The sequence below is a fragment of the Achromobacter sp. GW823-FHT04E03 genome (genome assembly GCF_058796095.1).
Map to the genome: position 1 here is coordinate 974,159 of NZ_JBXAIJ010000002.1, position 18,190 is coordinate 992,348.

Sequence of the window (18,190 nt, forward strand, 5' to 3'; positions counted from 1 at the left end):
CTCGTACGATAGACACCGGAGGTAAACCATGCGTGACGCCCAATTCCTTACCGCATTCGTGCGCCGAGCCCGCCAGAAGCCGCAGGGCCGCCACGGTCATTCCCATTCCCATCATCCCCATGCGCACCATCGCCACCACGGCGAAGGCCATGGCCACCACCAGCGCAACGCCGCCGCGGGCGGGGACTGGTTCTCCGGTCCGGCCGACGAGCGCGGCGAAGGCGGCGGCTTCGGCGGCGGTTTCGGCGACGACGGCCGCGGCTGGACCCGCAGCCGCAAAGTCAGCGCCGACGACCTGCAGCTGATGCTGCTGGGCCTGCTGGAAAAGAATCCCAGCCATGGCTACGAGCTGATCAAGGCGCTGGGTGCGCTCAGCAACGGTTTCTACACGCCCAGCCCCGGCATGGTGTATCCCGCGCTGACCTACCTGGAAGAGCTGGGCTACGCCACCGTCGAGCAAGAGGGCGCGAAGAAGCGCTATCACCTGGCGGAACCGGGCCGTGCGCACCTGGACGGCAATCGCGAACGCCTGGCGCTGATGTTCAACAAGCTCAAGCACGTGGCGCGCAAGATGGACTGGATGCGCCAGGCCTGGAGCGGCCAGCCGCGCAACGTCGGCCCCGAAGGCGAAGACACCGCCACCGGCTGGCTGCCGGAGTTCGTGGCCGCGCGCCAGGCGCTCAAGCGCGCGCTGCTGGACCGCACCGACGCCTCGCCCGCCGAGCAGCGGCGCATCGCGGCCATCCTGGCCCGCGCCACTGCCGACATCACGGAACAGAGCTGTTCCTGAAGACCTCATTCCTGGAGTATCCATGACCCGCAACGACCTGAATGTCGAACGCGTCCGCCACAACCTGAAGATGCGCACGCTGACCGTGGCCAGCGTCGAACGCGTCGCAGGCCTGATGGCCCGCGTCACCTTCACCGGCGACGAACTGCAGGACTTCGTGTCCGCCTCGTTCGACGACCACGTGAAACTGTTCTTTCCCGCCGATCCTTCCCTGCCGCCAGCGCTGCCGGCGGTGACCCCGGACGGCATCAAGTTCCCCGAAGGCGCGCCCAAGCCCGCCGCCCGCGACTACACGCCGCGCTTTTTCGACGCGGCGCGCAAGGAGCTCGTCATCGACTTCGTGCTGCACGGCGACGGCCCCGCGTCCACCTGGGCCGAACAGGCCAAGCCGGGCCAGTTGCTGGGCATAGGCGGGCCGCGCGGCTCCTTCGTCGTGCCCACGGGCTTTGACTGGCATGTGCTGATCGGCGATGAAACCGCCTTGCCCGCCATCGCCCGCCGCCTGGAAGAGCTGCCGGCCAGCGCGCAGGCGCTGGTGCTGATCGAAGTGCCGGACGCCTCCAACGAAATCCCGCTGGCTACCGCAGCGCAGGCTTCGGTGCGCTGGCTGCACCGCAACGGCACCGCGGCGGGCTACAGCACCCTGTTGCTGGAAGCCGCGCGCGAGCTGACGCTGCCGCCGGGCGAAGGCTATGCCTGGGTGGCCGCGGAATCGGCCGCGGCCAAGGCCGTGCGGGAAATCATGGTGGCGCAGCATGGCGTCGACAAGAGCCGCATCCGCGCCGCCAGCTACTGGAAACGCGGCGCCGTGGCCGTGCACGAATCGCACGAAGGCTGAATCGATGCGCCGGCTGGCGGCGGGGTAGAGACCTTCAGCCGCCGGCCAACGCCAGCAGATTGCGCACGCGTCCGCCCGCGCCTTGCTCGCGCACTGCGAGGCCCAGCACCGCGCGCGGCCAGTCCAGCGCGAAAGGGCGGTACACCACGCCGTCGGGACGCAGATGGCGCAGCGATTCCGGCACGATGGCCACGCCCATGCCCGCCGCCACCAGATTCACCGCTGATGACAGTTGCGGCGCGCGTTGGCCGATCTGCGGATTCAGCCCATGCTGGCGGCAGGCCGCCATGATGTCGGCGCTGAGTCCATAGCCGGATTTGCGCGAGTACAGGATGAAGCGCTCCTGCTCCAGATCGGCGGGCGCCAGCCTTTTTCGGCGAGCCAACGCGTGCCCCAGCGGCAGCGCCACCACCAGCGGTTCCTGCGCCAGTTGCGTGAACGCCAGGCCGCCATCCAGCGCGAAGGGCGGCCGCACGAAGGCCGCGTCGATCGCGCCGCTGCGTAGTTGCGCCACCAGCGTTTCGCTATCGCCCTGCGACAGCGTCATCTCCACGTCCGGATAGCGCTGCCGGTACTGCCGTATCAGTTCCGTCACCACGCCGCTGAAGGACGCGGATTCCGTGAATCCCAATGTCAGTTCGCCGACTTCGCCGCGCGCGGCCCGCTGCGCCGTGCGCACAGCGGCGTCTGCCCGCTGCAGGATGTCTTGCGCGCAGACCAGGAAGGCGCGTCCTGCATCGTTCAGCGCAACGCCACGCCCGGTGCGATCGAACAGCGGCGTGCCGACTTCCTGCTCCAGTTGGCGGATCTGCTGCGACAGCGGCGGCTGCGCCATGCCCAGCTGCTCGGCCGCGCGTGTGAAGTGCTGGGCCTCGGCGGTGGCGACGAAGTAACGCAGGTGGCGCAGTTCCATATTGGTACTTTGAAAGTATTGATTATGAATTTTCCATATATTGGACATTCTATTGCGACGGGCCGATCATGCATACATCGACGACACCCGCAAAGGAATCCGCATGACTGCCCCCATCAAACCCAGCACCCTGTTGCGCCAGCGCCTGGCCCGCGACATCGTCGTGGCGCCCGGCGCCTATGACGGCATGTCGGCCCGGCTGGTGGCCGCGGCCGGCTTTTCCGCCGTCTACGCCAGCGGCGGCGCCATCGCGCGCGCAGCCGGCTATCCGGACATCGGCCTGCTCAGCTTCACCGAGGTCATGGACCGCGTGGAAAAGATCGTGGACGCCAGCGGCCTGCCGGTGGTGGCCGATGCCGACACCGGCTTTGGCGGTTCGGCCAACGTGGAGCGCACCGTGCGCATCATGGAACGCGCCGGCGTGGCGGCCTTCCATATCGAAGACCAGTCCTTCCCCAAGCGCTGCGGCCACCTGGACGACAAGAGCCTGGTGGACGCCGAGGAAATGTGCCGCAAGGTGCATATCGCGCGCCAGACGCTGAGCGACCCCGATGCGCTGGTGATCGCGCGCACCGACGCCATTGCGGTCGAAGGTTTCGAGGCCGCGCTTTCGCGCGCCGAGCGCTATCTGAAGGCGGGCGCGGACATGATCTTCGTGGAAGCGCCCGAGACGCTGGAGCAGATCCGCGCCATCGCCGAACGCCTGCCGGGCCTGAAGCTGATCAACATGTTCTACGGCGGCAAGACGCCGCTCACGCCGCTGGCCGACCTGGCGGCCATGGGCTACCGCCTGGCGATCATTCCGTCGGACTTGCAGCGCGCCGCCATCCACGCCATGCAGGCCACGCTTGCGGCCATCAAGCAGACAGGCGACAGCAGCGCGCTGGCCGATCAGCTCACCAGCTTCAAGGAGCGGGAGGAGATCGTGCAGACGCGCCGCTACCTGGCGCTGGACACGCAGTAAGCGCGCGACGCTAGCGGGGGCAGCGGCTCGGCAGGCTCAGCGGCCACAGCCGCTGGTTGTGCGAGCCGTACAGCGTGCGCATGCCGCATTCCATTTCCACGCGCGCCACCTGTTTGCCGGAGGGATCGATGATCATCGATTGCTCCAGCGTGGATACCACCGCGCGGCCCTTGCTGAATGGCGCGACCACCCGGTAATCCGCGGCGATCGCGAGCTTGCCCTGCGCATCCACGTAGCCGTAGCCGCTATCGATGCCGACCGGCGCCAGGCCTTCGCGCAGCGGGCCCAGCGCGTCGAATGCCGGGCCGGACAGCGCGCCCTTGCCGTCCAGCGCGCGCATGCCGCGGTTGGACACGCGCGTTACCGCGCGCCCTTCGGAATAGGCTGACGCAAGGCCTTCGACGGAAAGCCGCTTCTTGCCGTCCAGGCCGGTGTAGTCGGTCATCTCCCGGTTGCCCGCGTAGTAATGCCGCAGCAGCATGTCGGAGCCCAACGGCCAGCGCCATTCGCCGGCGGGCAACGCGGTCACGGTCTTGCCCTGGTCGTCGATCAGGCGCGGACCGTCTTCGCCTGTCAGCAGGGCGCGGGCGGGGGCGCCGCGGAAGGCGCCGGCGACGGCCGAGGACGGCGCGATCTGCCATTGCCCCTGGCTGTCCAGATAGCCTTGGCGCGGCTGGCGGCGCAGCACCGTCCAGTCGCCCATGCGCACGTAGTCCGCGTCTTCCATGTCCACCGCTTGCGAGCCGTCAGGCGCAATGGTCCAGCGGTGCTTGTCGTCGCTGGCTGCGATTGAGCCTTCGCTGTCCACGCCGACCGAGAGCTTGGGCCGGAAGGCGGTCAGCGCGCGGCCCTCGGCGTTGAAGACGGCGGTGGGACGTTCGTACTCTTCCTGCAGCGGGCCGGCCTGGCGCAGCTTCCAGATCTTGGCGGTGATGCGTTCCGCGCTGTGGTGGCTGGGCGGCACGATCCACTTGCCCTTAAGGTCGATGATCCCGACGCGATCCTGGCCCAGCGAGGCGACCGCCTGGCCGTCCTGGAAGAGGCCGATGTCCTGGAACGCGGGCGCGGCGATTTCCTTGCCGGCGACGAAGTCGTACAGGCCCCAGGGCGAGCCCTCGGCTGCGGTCTTGAGGAAACGGACCACGCCGGGGGCGACGATCTGCGCTTCGAAGAAGTCGCGGGGCAGGTCGTAGGTCTTGCCACTGCGGTCCAGCATGCGGCTCACGCCATCGGCGTAGGCCGGTGCGTAACCATGGCGGAACGGCCCGATGTGCTGCTGCGCGGGCAGATCCATGGGCTTGCCCACGGCATCGAGCAGCAGCAGGCCTGCGGCGGTCTGGGCTGCGTAGCGCAGCTGCTCCGCCTTGAGTCCGGCGGCTTCCGCATCCGCCTGCACGCCGTAATCCTCGTCGGATCCGTCCAGCGGGATGATGCTGCGCCAGGCCGGGTCGGAGGCAATGCCGCCGTCGGCCAGCAGCAGGCCGGCGCCGTCCTCGGTGCATTGGCAGTGGTCCTGGGCCAGCAGGCCCAGTGCGCTGCCGGGTATGTCCAGCGGCAGCTCCTTGAGCGAGCGGCTCTTGGCGGCTTCCACCGTTTCGGGCTTGAGCAGCAGGCGGCCTTCATCGTCCAGCACGTTGAGCAGTTCGCCTTCCTGCTTGAAGAGCCACAGCTTGCCCTGGCTGACCACCATCCTGCCGGTGTCCTTGAGCCAGGCGGGCGCCGTTTCGCCGTGCAGCCAGTTGCCCATCGGCGTCAACAGGCCAACCGGTACGCGGTCTTCGTTCGAGAACAGCACGTAGCCGTTCTGGTCCTCGGCCACGAACAGGCCCGCGCCCAGCGTCAGCGGCTCCGCGCGCCCCGGAACCAGCGCCATCTGCTTGCCGCCCGAGGGGTAGACGATGGCGTCGCCGTGGCGCTGCGATTCCTGCGCTTCGGCGGACTTGAGCGTAACGACGGGCTTGCCGCCGCTATCCAGCACCACATAGGAACCGCGGCCGAGCTCGGCGCTCCAGAATGCCTTGGTCACGGGCATCAGGCTGCGATAGCCCTGGTCAGCGCCCACGGGCTTGCCATCGAGGTCCAGCAGCAGCGCACCGCCGTCGGCATAGGCGACGGCCATCGAGCCGTCTTCGCCCGGCACCGAGATGTCCTGATAGTCGGGCTCGAGCACCCACTTCCAGTCCCGGTCCACCAGGCCGTACCGGCCTTCCTTGTTGGTGGCGATGTACAGGCCGTTGCCATAGGACTTGATGATGCTGACGCCGGCATCGCTGTAACGGCGTTCGCCGGTGCTGGAGCGGTACTCCGGCTTGTATTCCACCGTCGCCAGCGCCGGCACGCCCGCGCCCACGTGCAAGGACTGCACGCCTTCGTCCAACGGTGCGCCCACCGGCTGGCCCTTGCGGTCTATCAATAGATAGCGGCCGTCCAGTATGGCCACGGTCAGGCCGATCTCGGCGTAGTCCTGCACGGCGTCATAGCGCGGCGGCACCGCCATCCGGCCTTTGGTGTCGATGAAGCCCCACTTGCCTTTCCATTTCACCGCGGCCAGGCCGTGACGGAAATCGCCCACCGCTTCGAAGATGGGCGAAATCGCCAGCCGGCCGTTCTGGTCCAGGAAACCCCAGGCATGGCGGCGCAGCGAATGATCGCGCGGCACGCGGTCGATGTTCACCAGCGCGGAGGGCAGCAGCACTGCGGCGCGTTGGTCCGCCAGCGTGCGGATGCAGCCGTTGGCGTAGGGACTGATGTCGTCGTCGGCTGCGACGCTGTAGGGCTTTTCCTCGATGCAGTACGAGTATTGCGCATGCGCCGACAGGGACGCGCCCAGCGCGGCCAGCGCGCAGGCAAGGCGGGTGGTGCGTATCGCGCGTGACTTCATGGTTGTTTCGCTTTGGCGTTGTCGGGGGCGAGTTCGAACTTGTCGGCCACGGGGCAATCCATTTTCTGCTGCGGCCAGGTGATCCTGCCCTGGTCGTCCAGGATGGTCACCGTGTCGCATACCTCGGTGAACGTGGCGATGGGCACGCCCTTGGTATCGATGTACTGCGTGTTCCGGCCCTGATGGTTGCTGCGGACCAGCGCGCGTTCTTCGCTGAAGTTTCCGGCCCAGGTAAAGACGGGCGGAATCGCATAGCGTCCCGTCAGGTCGATGTAGCCATATAGCGTGCCGGAATACTGCAGGCGGCGCGCCACCGCCAGGCCGTTGTTCAGCGGGCCCAGCGTGTCGAAGTGCGGTCCCACGATGCGCTTGCCGTTGGCATCGATGAAGCCGTGCCTGCCGTTGCCCGAGCGGCTGCGATAGGGGGCTACGCCTTCGTTGGCGCTGCGGTCTTCCACGCTGTAGGTGCCGTCGATGCGCGTGATCTCGCGGCCCTGCAGGTCCGTCATGATGCTGACGGAATTTTCCGAGTCGTGGAACACGATGCGCTGCATGGTTGCCAGCGGCGAGCCGTCGCCCAGCTTGCCCAGCACGGTCTTGCCGTCCTGGTCGATCACGCGGTAGTCGGAGCCGTTGTAGGCGCGCGCCAGTCCCTCGGGCTGCGCGAAGAAGGGATTGAACTCGCCGTAGATGGCGGGAACCTTCATGTTGCCGCGGGCATCGATGGCGCCCTCGCGGTCGTCATGTTCGATGTAGAGCCAGTGCTGGTAGAGCTCCGTGCGCTTGGCTCGGCCGTCGGAGACTCGCGTGGCGCCGCCCTTGGCGTCGAACAACATGGTTCCGCCGCCCGCCAGCGCGGCCAGGTAGCGTCCGTCCTTCAGGCGCTCAGGTTTGCCGGTCACGGGCTCGCTGGGCTTGCCGGTGCGCAGGTTCACCAGGCGGTAGGTGGTGTCGAAAGAGCTGCGGGAGCGTTGTCCGGGAGCGTTGTCCTCGACCAGCATGAGGCCGTTGCCCAGGTATTCGAGTTTGTACGAGCTGTCCTGCGTGGCGGGCACCACCCATTTGCCCTCGCGGTTCATGACGCCCCAGCGGTCCTGGTGCTGGACCTTGGTCCAATCGTCTTCGAACTTCTCCATGCTTTCGTACACCGGCTTGACGGCGGGCGCACCCTTGGCGACATTCCAGATGCCCCAGCGGTTCTCGCGGTTTTCGTCCGGCGCGCGGTACTGGATCAGTTCGCCATCGAAGTACCTGGCGCCGTCCAGTATCTCGGCAGGGACCGCGACGGCCTTGCCTCGGGCGTCGATCAACTGGTCGCCGTCGCTGCGGTTGCGCCCCGCGCCCGCCTGCGCGTAGCCGCCGCGGAACGGATGGATGACGCTGTAGCGCGGCTGCACAGCCCAGTTGCCGTCGGCGTCGATGGCGCCATACTTGCCGTTGGCGGCGCGCACCGGCAAGGGCATGGTCACGTCGTAGCTGGACATGTCCTCCCAGTCCGGGTTGGTCACGATCTTGCCCTTGGACGTCAGTATGCCGAGAGGCTGCGTATAGTCCAGGGGCCGCAACAGGGCCAGCGGCAAGCTGTCCGCGAAGGCCCGGCCGTGTGTGGACTCGCGCGCGGAAAAGGCCCTGATGTCGTAGTCCTGCAGGCGTGCGACGGTGTCGGCGTCGAGCAGCGGCTTGCCTTCGCGCGTATAGATCTGCAGCAGGCCGCCGCCGGTGTCGGGCGAGGCATCCGCGCTCGTCGCTTGCGCGGCGGCGTCCACTGCGGCGGCGGCCACGTCCATTGCGGCAGGCGTGGCGACGTCGACGGCCACGGTCTCGGCTTCCGAGGCCGCGGCTGCCGCGGCGACCGCCTCCTGCGCCGCAATTGCGGCGTCGGCCGAGGCCTCCACCGCCTCTCCGGGACCGTCGTCAGGGACCGCGGCGGCGCCGGCCGCTGCGGCATCGGCTGCCACTGCCGCGGCCTCGGCCGCGTCGACCGCCATATCCACGGCGCGCGGTGGCAGGGAAGCCGTCACCCAGGCCAGTCCGTTGCTCAGCTGCACGCGGCCATGGCGCGCGTCTATCTTGCGGAAATTGCCGGCGGGATCGATCAGCAGCACGGCTTCGTCATCGATCATGACGCGCCAGCCCTCGCGTTCATCCAGGCCGATGTAATTGCCCTTGAATGCATGCTGGACGCCGAGCTTGGCGTTCAACAGCAGCGCCTTGCCCGCGCCTTTCTGCTTGACCAGCCATAGCCCAGGCCCCGCCAGTTGCACGTGCTCATAGCGCTGCTTGTGGATGGTCTTGCCGCGCGGATCCACGAACGTCCAGCCTGCGTCGCGGCTCACCGCCAGCACGTCGCCGTCGCGCAATGCGGGCTCGCGGGCGCGCAACACGTCCGGCGCGATCGCCCAGCGGGCCTGCTCGTCCAGCAGCCCCCACCAGCCGCTGTAGCGCGAATCGCGCAACTGGGCGGGCAGGTAGCCGCCGCTGGGCGCGGCCAGCGCCATGACGCCGGCAGGCAGCGTCGCCGCCTTGCCGGTTGCGGTATTGAACAGGCGCGGCGGCATGGGCATCTCCATCGATGCCAGCTTCTGCCCCCGCTGGAAGCCCCACGAGCGCGTGCCCAGCTCGAAGGTCTTGATGATGTTGCCCTTGCGGTCGATCAGCACATCGTGCCCGTCTTCCTCGGCCAGTGCGGAACCCTCGGCGTTAAAGCCCGTTGCCTCGGAAAAGCGCGGCTTGATCGCCCATTGCCCTTGCGTATCGATATAGCCCCATAGCCCATCCTGGTTCACGGCGGCCAGGCCGTTCTGAAAGGACTTGGCCTCCTGGAAGGACGGCGCGATGGCCATGCGGCCTCGCTTGTCGAGATAGCCCCAGCGGCCGGCGTCGTCATCGGCCGATCCGGTCAGCACGGCGGCCAGCCCTTCGTGGAAGGCCTGCTGGCATTCCAGGTTGGCGCCGTTGTATTCGTTGTAGCCAGGGGCGCACTGGTCGATCCAGTTGGACCTGGCCTGCGCCGCGCCGGGCACGACGGGCAGGGCGGCCAGCGCCACGGCCAGCGCCAGGGGTTTGAGGGCGAGCGGGGTCTTCATTGTGCAGCGGCGCGGGCTGCAACCGCGCAAGCGTAAAGGCCGGGCTGGGCGTGCCACATGGTCGTATGCCTGCCAAGAATGATGGGAAAGGCAGCACTGTAACCAGCGTCAGCGGGCAATTGCGCGGCAAATGTAACTGTAGAAAACAAACCGTTAACAACACTGCCGCCGCTGTCCGGAAAGGGGCAGCGCTGGCATTCCCGCCATGCATGCAGCGGACAAAAAATAATCGGTTGATGCGCGCGTCCTGCGGCCCTGTAATGGACGCCGGTGCCTGCTCGCACGCAGGCGACGTTCCACTGCCGAGGTCCGCCATGCCCGTCCTGCGCAAGTCTTCACTGGATGCTTCTCAGCTATTGCTGCTGGTGCTGGCCGGCGGCGTCATCATGGGCCTGGCGCTGGGCGTGCGCCACGTGCAGGGCCTGTTCCTCCTGCCCGTCACGATGGACCGGGGCTGGAGCCGCGAGACCTTCGCCATGGCGCTGGCGGTGCAGAACCTGACCTGGGGCGTGGTCCAGCCCTTTACCGGCATGATTGCCGACCGCTACGGCTCGGCCAAGGTGATCGCGGGCGGGCTGGTGTTCTATGCGCTGGGGTTGGTAGGCATGGCGCATGCCACTACGCCCGCCGGGTTCCTGTGGACCGCCGGGGTATGCATAGGCATCGCGCTGTCCGGCACTGCGTTTGCCGCGATCTACGGCGCGCTCAGCCGGCTGGTGGCGCCCGAGCGCCGCAGCTGGGCGCTGGGCGTGGCGGGCGCCGTCGGCGGCCTGGGCCAGTTCACCATGGTGCCGGCCGCGCAATGGCTGATCAGCGGCTGGGGCTGGATCGCGGCCCTGCTGTCGTTCGCGCTGGCGTTGGCCGTGCTGCTGCCCCTGGCTTGGCCGCTGCGGGAGTCTCCCGGCCGGGAGCAGGGCGCGTCCGCGGGCGAGGCGGGGCTGTCCATGTCCGCGGCCATACGCGAGGCCTTCGCCCAGCCCGGCTTCTGGTTGCTGAACCTGGGTTTCCTGGCCTGCGGTTTCCAGCTGGCCTTCATCGGGACGCATTTGCCCGCCTACCTGATGGACAAAGGCCTGCGCGCGTCCGACGCGGTGGCGGCGTTGGCCATCATCGCGCTGACCAACGTCATGGGCACTTATGTCTGCGGCGTCCTGGGCGGACGCCACCGCCGCAAGTACCTGCTGGCCGGCATCTACCTGCTGCGCACGGCCGCCATCGCGCTGTTCGTGCTGCTGCCGCTGTCGTCGTGGACCGTATATGTGTTCGCGGCGGTCATGGGCTTTGTCTGGCTGGGCACGGTGCCGCTCACCAACGGGCTGATATCCCAGGTGTTCGGCGTGCGCTACATCACGACCCTGTTCGGCTTCGTGTTCTTCGGCCACCAGCTCGGTTCCTTCCTGGGCGTGTGGCTGGGCGGCGTGGTGTTCGAGGCCACGGGGTCCTACGACCTGATCTGGCTGGGCGCGATGGCGCTGGGCGTGCTGTCGGCGGCGCTGCATTGGCCGATAGACGACCGCGAGATTCCCCGCGTCCGCACCGCGGGCGCGCCCGGATAGCGGGTGGCCTACAGCGGCCGGTGCTGCGTGCCCGCGCCCATGGTGATGTGCAGCATGCGGCAGGGACCGGCCACCTTGAGCGTGTGCCAGATGCCCTTGGGGACCACATAGGCGTCGCCCGCCTGCATCCGCACGGCCTGCTCGCCCGTCGGCCATTCCAGCCGCAATTCCGCGGCGCCTTCGATCAGGCGCAAGACCTCGTCGGCCTGCGGGTGCATTTCCCATTGCGGCCAGTCCTTTTCGAAGGCGTATTCGGACACCAGCCAGCCGCGGCCGAACCGCTCCAGTTCCTCTTCGGGCTGCGACCAGAAGGCGTTGCCGCCTTCGACGGCACTACAGGCGCCTGAGGCGTCCAGCAGGAGATAGTGCGACGACAGATTGGTAGTCATGTTGCGCTTCCTGGGGTGAGGAGTGTCGGGCCAGTGTAAAGCGATATCATGTGCATCTTCATCGGCTATAACAGGAGAGGGCGATGCGCCAGGGATTCGACGGGGTCAGGCCCGCGTCCGAGTCTTCCATCGAGATCGGCTTCTTCTATGAAGGCCGGCATTGCGTCGAACGCATCCGGGCCAAGCCCACCGCCGCCAACCTCAAGCGCGCCGCCGACAGGCGGGCCGCCATCCTCGAGGCCATCGCGCGCGGCGAATTCGACTACGACGCCGAGTTTCCCAAGCGCGGCGGCGCGACCAAGCCACCACAGGGTTCCGCATGACGAGCGACAAGCAGCTGGACATCAACGATCTGACACCGGACGCCTTCAGGGCCTACGGTTGGATGCTGGGCAAGCCCATGCCGGACGGTAATGGCGTGCCGCTGTTCTCCAATCCGGATACTGACTTCTGGCAGGAGCATCTGTTCAACACCGGCGCCGGCGGCGACGCCGAGCTGCTGTGGGTCAACTACCGCAGCCAGTCCTTTGAAATCTCCAGCCTGGAAAAGCATCTGCTGACGCAGCAGGCCATCGTGCCGCTGACGGGCGAGATCATCCAGGTCGTGGCGCGCAGCGCGGCTGACGGCAGTCCGGACCTGGCCACGCTCGCGGCATTCCGCGTGCCGCAGGGGCAGGGCGTCTGCATGCGCCCCGGCTGCTGGCACGCCACGCGCGTCACGGACGAGGAAGTCACCTGCCTGATGCTGACCCGCCGTTCCACCACAGTGGACCTGATCCAGCACCTGACCACGGATGCTTCCGCCAGCGAAAGCGCCATTGTCGCGATTCCGGTCCAACGGCTCGAAGCCCAGGCCCAGGCCGCCTAAACGCTGATCTTCGCCGCTAGTCGCGGCGTATTCCCGCTTACCGGCAGGCAGGCGGGATGGCAGACTGCCGCCTCCGGTCATAGCAACCCAAGAATTCCCCCATGAGTGAAGTATCGATCGAGGCGCTGAGACGAAATCTCGCAGCCAAGATAAAGCAGGCCACCCAAACACCCAATCCGCCGCCCACCCGCTGGCAGCGCCTGCGCCAGCGCTTCCTGACTCGCGATCCCAAGGCCCGCGGCCTGCGTGTCCTGACCGTGGTCACGCTGCTGTATCTCTACATCGAATTCAGCTTCAGCGCCTGGCTGCTGGACGTGATGTCTGAAAACGCCAGCAACCGCGTGGACACGGCCGAGGCATGGGGACGCCTGATTTCGGGCTTTGCCGTGGCCCTGCTGGTCTGGCCCGTCATTTTCGCGCGCACCCGCCGATGGCGGATCACGGTGCCGTTGTTGATCGTTGTGTCGCTGGCCATCATCACCGCGGTGTATCAGGGGGAGCGCAAGCTGATCGACTCCCTGGTGGACAGCTCCACCGCTGAAAGCCGCGCCGCCGCCGTTACTGGCGCCTTGCTGCGTCAAGGGCTGGCCACCGGCACCGTAAGCGCCAGCATGCTCGATGGGCTATGGGCCGACGAGAACGCACAGTCGGTGGCCGGCAAGGCTTTCGTGGGCGTGGTGTCCTACATGGCCGCGCAATCCGACGCGGCGCGCCGGCAGACCATGGCGATCGCGCCCGAGGTGGTGCGCGCCGTGATCGAACAGAACGTGGGCGGGCGGGACGCGGAGTACCAGCGTTTCGTCGACAGCCAGGAAGATATCCGCGGCCGCCACAAATACTTCTACGAGCGCGGCATCCAGAACCACCAGAAAGAACTGGCGCGAATCCCGGCGCGCGCCGAGCGCGATTGGGAACACTACCTGGACCGGCTGGACGCCAAGAACCGCAAGTGGGGCCGCGCCCGCCTGCGCGACCGCAGCGGCGAGCTGGTACCCGGCTTCGTGGCGCCGCGCGTGCGGGACGAAGTGCGCAAGATGGGGCTGGACGTGCCCGATTCCTGGCGCACCGGCGACAAAGCCTACTTCGTGCGCCTGGCGCAGCAGAAGTACCGCAAGCAGATGGACGAGGCGCTGCAACGCGAACTGGAAGGCATGCCGCCCAACCTGGGGCTGGAGGCGTTTGCCGCGCATCCGGTCGTGCAGAAGAAATGGCGCATAAGCCTGGGCTATCCGGACAAGGTGGCGCGCCTGACGCTGGCCGTGATCTCGGCGGACGAATTCAACAAGCGCTACTACCAGCCGGTGCTGGCCGGCCGCACCATGGACCGCCTGCAGGACTACCGCAGCCAGGCCCGCGACTACGGCGCCGGCGGCAAGCGCGAGGCCGAAGGAAAAAAGGCCTATGAAGCCATGATCGCGCCCGTGTTCGCCCTGACGCTGTCGCTGCTGGGCGCCCTGGTCCACATCGGCAAGACCAGCCTGCTGCTGGCGCAGCTTGCGAGCGGCTGGCGCTTCAGGAGTCCGCTGGTCAAGGCGGGGGCGCTATTGGCCGCGGTGCTGCTGGTCTGCCTGCTGGCGCGCGCGGCCATCAGCACGCCGCTGACCTCGCATCCCACCTACCAGGCGTGGACGCAAGCCGCGGGCGGGCAGCCGGTGTTGACGGCGGTGCTGGACACCATGATCAAGATGCAGTCGCTGGCCTACCCCGTGTTCGACGTGGCCAGGCAGGGGCTGGAATTCGTGGCGGGCAAGGCGTCCCGCTAGAGTGCGGAGCCGCCCTCGCCGTCAATCCGCTTCGCTGTATTCGTAGCCCAGGCGGGCGAACAGCGGCCACTTGTTGCGGTAGTTGGCTGTCCAGCACATGCCGTAGTAGGCCTCGAATGGCTCTTCCACCTTGCGGACCTGGATCCGCGCGGCCGCCTCGGCGTCCGCGGGGCTGAAAGCCTGGCCCGGTGTCGGGTATAGATCGCCCTCCCATATCGGCTTGCCGCAGTGGGCGCAAAAGTTGGTCCATTGCCCTTGGTTGTCGGGGTTCTGGCGGTAGTGGGGAGACAGTGCCTGCATGGCCTGCGCCACCGCGGGCGACAGCAGCCCGGTCTGGGAAATCAGCGCGGGATCGGCAATATCCAGCCATTGCGGCGGGCTGAACAGCCACGTGCTGAAATCCGTGGGGCTCAGCCCGGGGCTGTCGGCATCGGCTTCGTCCAGCTCGATGTCGGCTTCCGTGCATTGATGGCCGGGCGGCACCGCCAGGGCGTGCACCGGCGTTTCTTCGCCGCAGCGCGTGCACGCATGCGTCGCCTGCAGCACGAAGTAAGAGGACGCGCGTATGTTCATCTGCGGGTATTCCGCGGCCGGATCTTGCGTATGCATGGGTTGGTGCTGTTCCTGTTCTGGCTCGCTGTTTCTTCTACATCGCCAGGAAATATGCCAGAATTCCCCGGACTTTACGCTTTGAATGCGATGCCGGCCGCATGGGCGTCGCCAACCTCACGCAGTGTTGTGTTGGAGCACCGGATGCGCGATAGCCAGAGTAGCACTGGATTTTCCTCCAAGGTCCGCGGCAGCGGTCCCGCGCTGATGGCGGCGCGCCTGATGGTCGCGGCCGCGCTGGCGGGCGGACTGGCGGGATGCGCCTTCAACTCCCATGATTCGAGCGGTTCGCAATCGGTAGGCATCGACGGCGTCACCGCGCAGCAGGCGCGCGCCATCGCCCGCGAAGCCTATCTCTACGGCACGCCCATGGTCGCAAGCTACCAGACCATGCATGCCTTCAGCATCGACAAGAACAACCCCCAGTACAAAGGTCCGTTCAATACGGTCAACAACGTCGCGCGCGTCTTCACGCCCGAAGACACCGCCTTCGTCACGCCCAACGCCGACACGCCGTACACCTTCGCGGTGCTGGACCTGCGCGCCGAACCCGTGGTCATCACCGTGCCCGCCATGGAGCCGCGCCGCTACTTCGTGCTGCAGCTGATGGACCTGTACACCTACAACTTCGCCTACATCGGCAGCCGCAGCACGGGCAATGGCGGCGGCCGGTTCCTGGTGGCCGGCCCGCGCTGGAAGGGCAAGGCGCCGGCAGGCATCACCAAGGTAATCCGGTCGGAGACCGATCTGGTCAATCTGGTCGGGCGCACCCAGCTCTTTAATGCGGGCGACCTGCCCAACGTCAAGCGCATCCAGTCACGCTACAAGATCCAGACGCTGTCCGCCTACCGCAAGCAGCGCGCGCCGGAACCGGCGCCGGCGGTGGACTGGATAGCGCCCGAGCCGCCCGCGCAGATGCGCAGTTCGCTGGAGTTCTACAACCAGCTTGCCTTCCTGCTGCAGTTCGCGCCGACCCATTCTTCGGAACAATCATTGCGCGAACGCTTTGCCAGCATCGGCCTGGAACCCGGCCGGGAGTTCGACTTCAACAGCATGAACCCCGCGTTGCGCCGCGCCTTGCAGGAAGGCATGCACGACGGCCAGAACGATATCGACAAGAACCGCGAGGCCTTGAATGGCAAGACCGATCGACTCTTCGGGGACCGCAATACGCTGAAGAACGATTACCTCGCACGCGCCACCGGCACGCAGGTCGGCATCGGCGGCAACAGCCGCGAGGAAGCGCTCTATCCCGTGTTGGAAAACGACAGCACAGGCCAGCCGCTGGACGGCCGCAACAAATACACCTTGCGCTTCGCCCCGCGCAGCCTGCCGCCCGTCAACGCATTCTGGTCCATGACCATGTATCGCCTGCCCGAACAGCTGCTGGCGTCCAATCCGCTCAAGCGGTACCTGATCAATTCGTCCATGCTGCCGTCGCTCAAACGCGATCGCGATGGCGGCATCACGATCTACATCCAGTCGGAGTCGCCCGGCAAGGGCAAGGAGTCCAACTGGCTGCCCGCGCCGGCGGGGCCCTTCATGGTCACGTTGAGGTACTACTGGCCCAAGCCCGCGCTGCTGGAAGGCAAGTGGACTTCGCCGCAGATTGAACGGGCCAGACAGGCGCCGCAGGCGCGGTCCGCGCCTTCCCCGCTCCAGGTTCGACACTAGCGGCGGTCTGGGCTACAAGAAGGCCTCGCGCAGGCCGGCCATCGACGTCCGGCCGGGCGCAGTCGGGCAACCGACCACCCAGGGAGGCTCGCGCCGCATGAAGCGCAATTTCAATATTCACGACCTGCGCATTTTCTACGCGGTGGTCATGACCGGATCGACCCGGCAGGCCGCGCAGTCCATGCACCTGACGCAGCCGGCGGTCAGCCACGCGATATCCCGCCTGGAAGGCGCGACCGGCGTGCAGCTGTTTGACCGGTCCCACAAGACCTTGCGTCCGACCGAGGCCGGACAGTACCTGTACAGCGAGGCCAAGTTCGTGCTGGACGAGCTGGTCCGCATCGACGAGGCCCTGCACAGCATCGAACAATTCGGCGGGCGCGGCCTGCGCATCGCGTCTTCGCCCGCGCTGGCGCTGGGCTACGCGCCCGACGCGGTGCGGCGCTATCTGGACGCCAACGGCACCCGGCCTTTTTCCATCGACATCGAATCATCCGTGCAGGCCATCAGCGCGGTCGAAACCATGCGCGCGGACTTCGGCCTGGGCGCGGTGGAGCGCGACAGCGCCCGCCTGGCGTTCACGCCGTTTCTGCGCGCCGACGTCATGGCCATCGCGCATCGCGACCACCCCTTGGCTGGGCGCGACACCATCGCGGCGGCCGATATACCGCCAGACACCTATGTGAAGCCCTTGTGGTCCGACTATGTAGTGGCCCAGGGCGACATCGCGGACACGCTGTTGCTGAGTTCCGGCATGCGGGCGCACATGTCGCTGCTGCCCGGCACGGTGCGGGCGGTCCGGGGCATCAGCCTGGTCAATGCGCTCTCCGCCTGGGACATCGTGGCGGCCTATCCCGATCTGGTCGCCCGGCCCCTGGCGTCGCGGCAGTGGTTCGATTTCTACCTCATCACCCGCAAGGAAGAGCGCGGCCAGGACCTGGCCGAGCGGCTGCTGGACGCCCTGCGCGCCACGGCTCAGGACCGCCGCCAGGGCGTCTATGCGCATACGGTCCAGTTGCTGGAGTAGACGGCGGCCTTACTCCGCCGGCGGCTGCCAGGGCAGCGATTGCAGGTCGCCGTCTATGCTGATCGCCTGCCCGCTGATCATCGCTCCGAACGGGCTGGCCAGGAACAAAGCCATGTTGGCGATGTCGGCGGCCCGCACGAACTGCCGCAGGCTGACGCCGGCCAACTCCAGCCGGGTCTCTTCTTCCACGGTCAGGCCCATGTTCCGGGCACGCGCCTCGATCACGCGGTCGATCCGCGGCCCCGCCACCAGTCCGGGCAGCAGCGCGTTGACGCGGATGCCATGGCCGCCCAGTTCGACCGCGAGCGAACGCGTCAAGCCCACCACGCCCCATTTGGTCGCTGCGTAGGGCGTGCGCATGGGGATGCCCATGCGGCCCGCCACCGAACTGATGTTGATGATGCTGCCGCCGCCCGACGTACGCAGCGCCGGCAGCGCATGCCGCACCGTGTGGAATTGCGATGCCAGGTTGATGTCCAGCGTGGCGTCCAGTTCCTGCGGCTGGATGTCCGCGATCCCTGCCGTGGGGCCGGCGATGCCGGCGTTGTTGACCAGCACGTCCAGGCCGCCCAGCTGCGCCAGCGCTTCCTGCATATAGCGATCGATCTCTTCGCGCCGGCTCACGTCGGCGCGCGACCAGGGGTGAGGGCAGGCCGCCAGCGCCTGCCCATCCACATCGCAGACGTGCACCTTGGCGCCGCGGTCCGCGAATGCGGCGGCGATTGCCGCGCCGATACCGGCGGCGCCCGCGGTCACGATGACGCGCTTGCCGGACAGATCCACGGGCAACGCGGAAATGTCCCCCGGAACAACGTTCTTCATAGTCATGCCA

Annotated in this window: 15 protein-coding genes; 9 read left to right on the forward strand and 6 right to left on the reverse strand. The window is 67.4% G+C overall.

The genetic code is table 11. The features are described 5' to 3' along the window. Positions 1-28 precede the first annotated feature (28 nt). Positions 29-790, forward strand: coding sequence for a PadR family transcriptional regulator (locus AC1RHV_RS15860; RefSeq protein ID WP_492301292.1), 762 nt, complete (start codon positions 29-31; stop codon positions 788-790). A gap of 22 nt (positions 791-812) precedes the next feature. After that, on the forward strand, positions 813-1,628 hold the full coding sequence (locus tag AC1RHV_RS15865; RefSeq protein WP_492301294.1) for a siderophore-interacting protein: 816 nt from the start codon (positions 813-815) through the stop codon (positions 1,626-1,628). A 34-nt stretch (positions 1,629-1,662) separates the two neighbouring features. Here AC1RHV_RS15865 and AC1RHV_RS15870 read toward each other — a convergent pair whose 3' ends face one another. Continuing rightward, on the reverse strand, positions 1,663-2,541 hold the full coding sequence (locus tag AC1RHV_RS15870; protein WP_175180468.1) for a LysR family transcriptional regulator: 879 nt from the start codon (positions 2,539-2,541) through the stop codon (positions 1,663-1,665). A gap of 103 nt (positions 2,542-2,644) precedes the next feature. Between AC1RHV_RS15870 and AC1RHV_RS15875 the strand changes: the two genes are divergently transcribed. Beyond that, positions 2,645-3,505, forward strand: a complete 861-nt coding sequence (locus AC1RHV_RS15875) for an isocitrate lyase/PEP mutase family protein (RefSeq protein WP_192329585.1) — start codon at positions 2,645-2,647, stop codon at positions 3,503-3,505. Between the two features lie 10 nt (positions 3,506-3,515). Here the strand turns inward: AC1RHV_RS15875 and AC1RHV_RS15880 are convergent, their stop codons facing one another. Both AC1RHV_RS15880 and AC1RHV_RS15885 read right to left on the reverse strand, forming a co-directional pair. Further along, positions 3,516-6,386 (reverse strand): WG repeat-containing protein, encoded by a 2,871-nt coding sequence (locus AC1RHV_RS15880; RefSeq protein WP_492301297.1) that lies wholly within the window; start codon positions 6,384-6,386, stop codon positions 3,516-3,518. Beyond that, positions 6,383-9,472, reverse strand: a complete 3,090-nt coding sequence (locus AC1RHV_RS15885) for a WG repeat-containing protein (RefSeq protein ID WP_492301299.1) — start codon at positions 9,470-9,472, stop codon at positions 6,383-6,385. The genes AC1RHV_RS15880 and AC1RHV_RS15885 overlap by 4 nt, the downstream gene beginning before the upstream one ends. 314 nt (positions 9,473-9,786) lie before the next feature. On the opposite strand from AC1RHV_RS15885, the gene AC1RHV_RS15890 reads away from it, so the two are divergent. After that, on the forward strand, positions 9,787-11,028 hold the full coding sequence (locus AC1RHV_RS15890; protein WP_192329579.1) for an MFS transporter: 1,242 nt from the start codon (positions 9,787-9,789) through the stop codon (positions 11,026-11,028). Positions 11,029-11,036: 8 nt separating this feature from the next. Here the strand turns inward: AC1RHV_RS15890 and AC1RHV_RS15895 are convergent, their stop codons facing one another. Further along, a complete protein-coding gene (locus AC1RHV_RS15895) occupies positions 11,037-11,417 on the reverse strand; it encodes a cupin domain-containing protein (RefSeq protein ID WP_054458825.1) in 381 nt (126 codons plus the stop codon). Positions 11,418-11,500: 83 nt separating this feature from the next. Between AC1RHV_RS15895 and AC1RHV_RS15900 the strand changes: the two genes are divergently transcribed. The 3 genes from AC1RHV_RS15900 (at position 11,501) to AC1RHV_RS15910 (ending at position 14,048) form a co-directional block, all read left to right on the forward strand. After that, positions 11,501-11,740, forward strand: coding sequence for an Arm DNA-binding domain-containing protein (locus AC1RHV_RS15900; protein WP_054458828.1), 240 nt, complete (start codon positions 11,501-11,503; stop codon positions 11,738-11,740). After that, positions 11,737-12,285 (forward strand): ureidoglycolate lyase, encoded by a 549-nt coding sequence (locus AC1RHV_RS15905; protein WP_054458830.1) that lies wholly within the window; start codon positions 11,737-11,739, stop codon positions 12,283-12,285. Before AC1RHV_RS15900 ends, AC1RHV_RS15905 begins: the two co-directional genes overlap by 4 nt. Positions 12,286-12,386: 101 nt before the next feature. Further along, positions 12,387-14,048 carry a hypothetical protein gene (locus tag AC1RHV_RS15910; protein ID WP_192329577.1) on the forward strand — a complete coding sequence of 554 codons (1,662 nt, stop codon included), beginning with the start codon at positions 12,387-12,389 and terminating at the stop codon, positions 14,046-14,048. Positions 14,049-14,069: 21 nt separating this feature from the next. On the opposite strand, the gene AC1RHV_RS15915 is transcribed toward AC1RHV_RS15910, so the two are convergent. Then, on the reverse strand, positions 14,070-14,657 hold the full coding sequence (locus tag AC1RHV_RS15915) for a hypothetical protein (RefSeq protein ID WP_192329575.1): 588 nt from the start codon (positions 14,655-14,657) through the stop codon (positions 14,070-14,072). A gap of 144 nt (positions 14,658-14,801) precedes the next feature. Between AC1RHV_RS15915 and AC1RHV_RS15920 the strand changes: the two genes are divergently transcribed. Both AC1RHV_RS15920 and AC1RHV_RS15925 read left to right on the forward strand, forming a co-directional pair. Further along, positions 14,802-16,331: a DUF1254 domain-containing protein gene (locus tag AC1RHV_RS15920; protein WP_054458837.1), complete on the forward strand. Its 1,530-nt coding sequence runs from the start codon at positions 14,802-14,804 to the stop codon at positions 16,329-16,331. 97 nt (positions 16,332-16,428) lie between these two features. Next, entirely contained in the window at positions 16,429-17,358 is a 930-nt protein-coding gene (locus AC1RHV_RS15925; protein ID WP_054458840.1) for a LysR family transcriptional regulator, read from the forward strand. A 9-nt stretch (positions 17,359-17,367) separates the two neighbouring features. Here the strand turns inward: AC1RHV_RS15925 and AC1RHV_RS15930 are convergent, their stop codons facing one another. After that, positions 17,368-18,186, reverse strand: coding sequence for an SDR family oxidoreductase (locus AC1RHV_RS15930; RefSeq protein WP_119451694.1), 819 nt, complete (start codon positions 18,184-18,186; stop codon positions 17,368-17,370). Positions 18,187-18,190: the final 4 nt, after the last annotated feature.

What these genes read in the sequence shown, in the direction of transcription:
- AC1RHV_RS15860 (WP_492301292.1), top strand. Translation starts at nt 29, where the DNA reads ATGCGTGACGCCCAATTCCTTACCGCATTCGTGCGCCGAGCCCGCCAG.
- AC1RHV_RS15865 (WP_492301294.1), top strand. Translation starts at nt 813, where the DNA reads ATGACCCGCAACGACCTGAATGTCGAACGCGTCCGCCACAACCTGAAG.
- AC1RHV_RS15870 (WP_175180468.1), bottom strand. Translation starts at nt 2,541, where the DNA reads ATGGAACTGCGCCACCTGCGTTACTTCGTCGCCACCGCCGAGGCCCAG.
- AC1RHV_RS15875 (WP_192329585.1), top strand. Translation starts at nt 2,645, where the DNA reads ATGACTGCCCCCATCAAACCCAGCACCCTGTTGCGCCAGCGCCTGGCC.
- AC1RHV_RS15880 (WP_492301297.1), bottom strand. Translation starts at nt 6,386, where the DNA reads ATGAAGTCACGCGCGATACGCACCACCCGCCTTGCCTGCGCGCTGGCC.
- AC1RHV_RS15885 (WP_492301299.1), bottom strand. Translation starts at nt 9,472, where the DNA reads ATGAAGACCCCGCTCGCCCTCAAACCCCTGGCGCTGGCCGTGGCGCTG.
- AC1RHV_RS15890 (WP_192329579.1), top strand. Translation starts at nt 9,787, where the DNA reads ATGCCCGTCCTGCGCAAGTCTTCACTGGATGCTTCTCAGCTATTGCTG.
- AC1RHV_RS15895 (WP_054458825.1), bottom strand. Translation starts at nt 11,417, where the DNA reads ATGACTACCAATCTGTCGTCGCACTATCTCCTGCTGGACGCCTCAGGC.
- AC1RHV_RS15900 (WP_054458828.1), top strand. Translation starts at nt 11,501, where the DNA reads ATGCGCCAGGGATTCGACGGGGTCAGGCCCGCGTCCGAGTCTTCCATC.
- AC1RHV_RS15905 (WP_054458830.1), top strand. Translation starts at nt 11,737, where the DNA reads ATGACGAGCGACAAGCAGCTGGACATCAACGATCTGACACCGGACGCC.
- AC1RHV_RS15910 (WP_192329577.1), top strand. Translation starts at nt 12,387, where the DNA reads ATGAGTGAAGTATCGATCGAGGCGCTGAGACGAAATCTCGCAGCCAAG.
- AC1RHV_RS15915 (WP_192329575.1), bottom strand. Translation starts at nt 14,657, where the DNA reads ATGCATACGCAAGATCCGGCCGCGGAATACCCGCAGATGAACATACGC.
- AC1RHV_RS15920 (WP_054458837.1), top strand. Translation starts at nt 14,802, where the DNA reads ATGCGCGATAGCCAGAGTAGCACTGGATTTTCCTCCAAGGTCCGCGGC.
- AC1RHV_RS15925 (WP_054458840.1), top strand. Translation starts at nt 16,429, where the DNA reads ATGAAGCGCAATTTCAATATTCACGACCTGCGCATTTTCTACGCGGTG.
- AC1RHV_RS15930 (WP_119451694.1), bottom strand. Translation starts at nt 18,186, where the DNA reads ATGACTATGAAGAACGTTGTTCCGGGGGACATTTCCGCGTTGCCCGTG.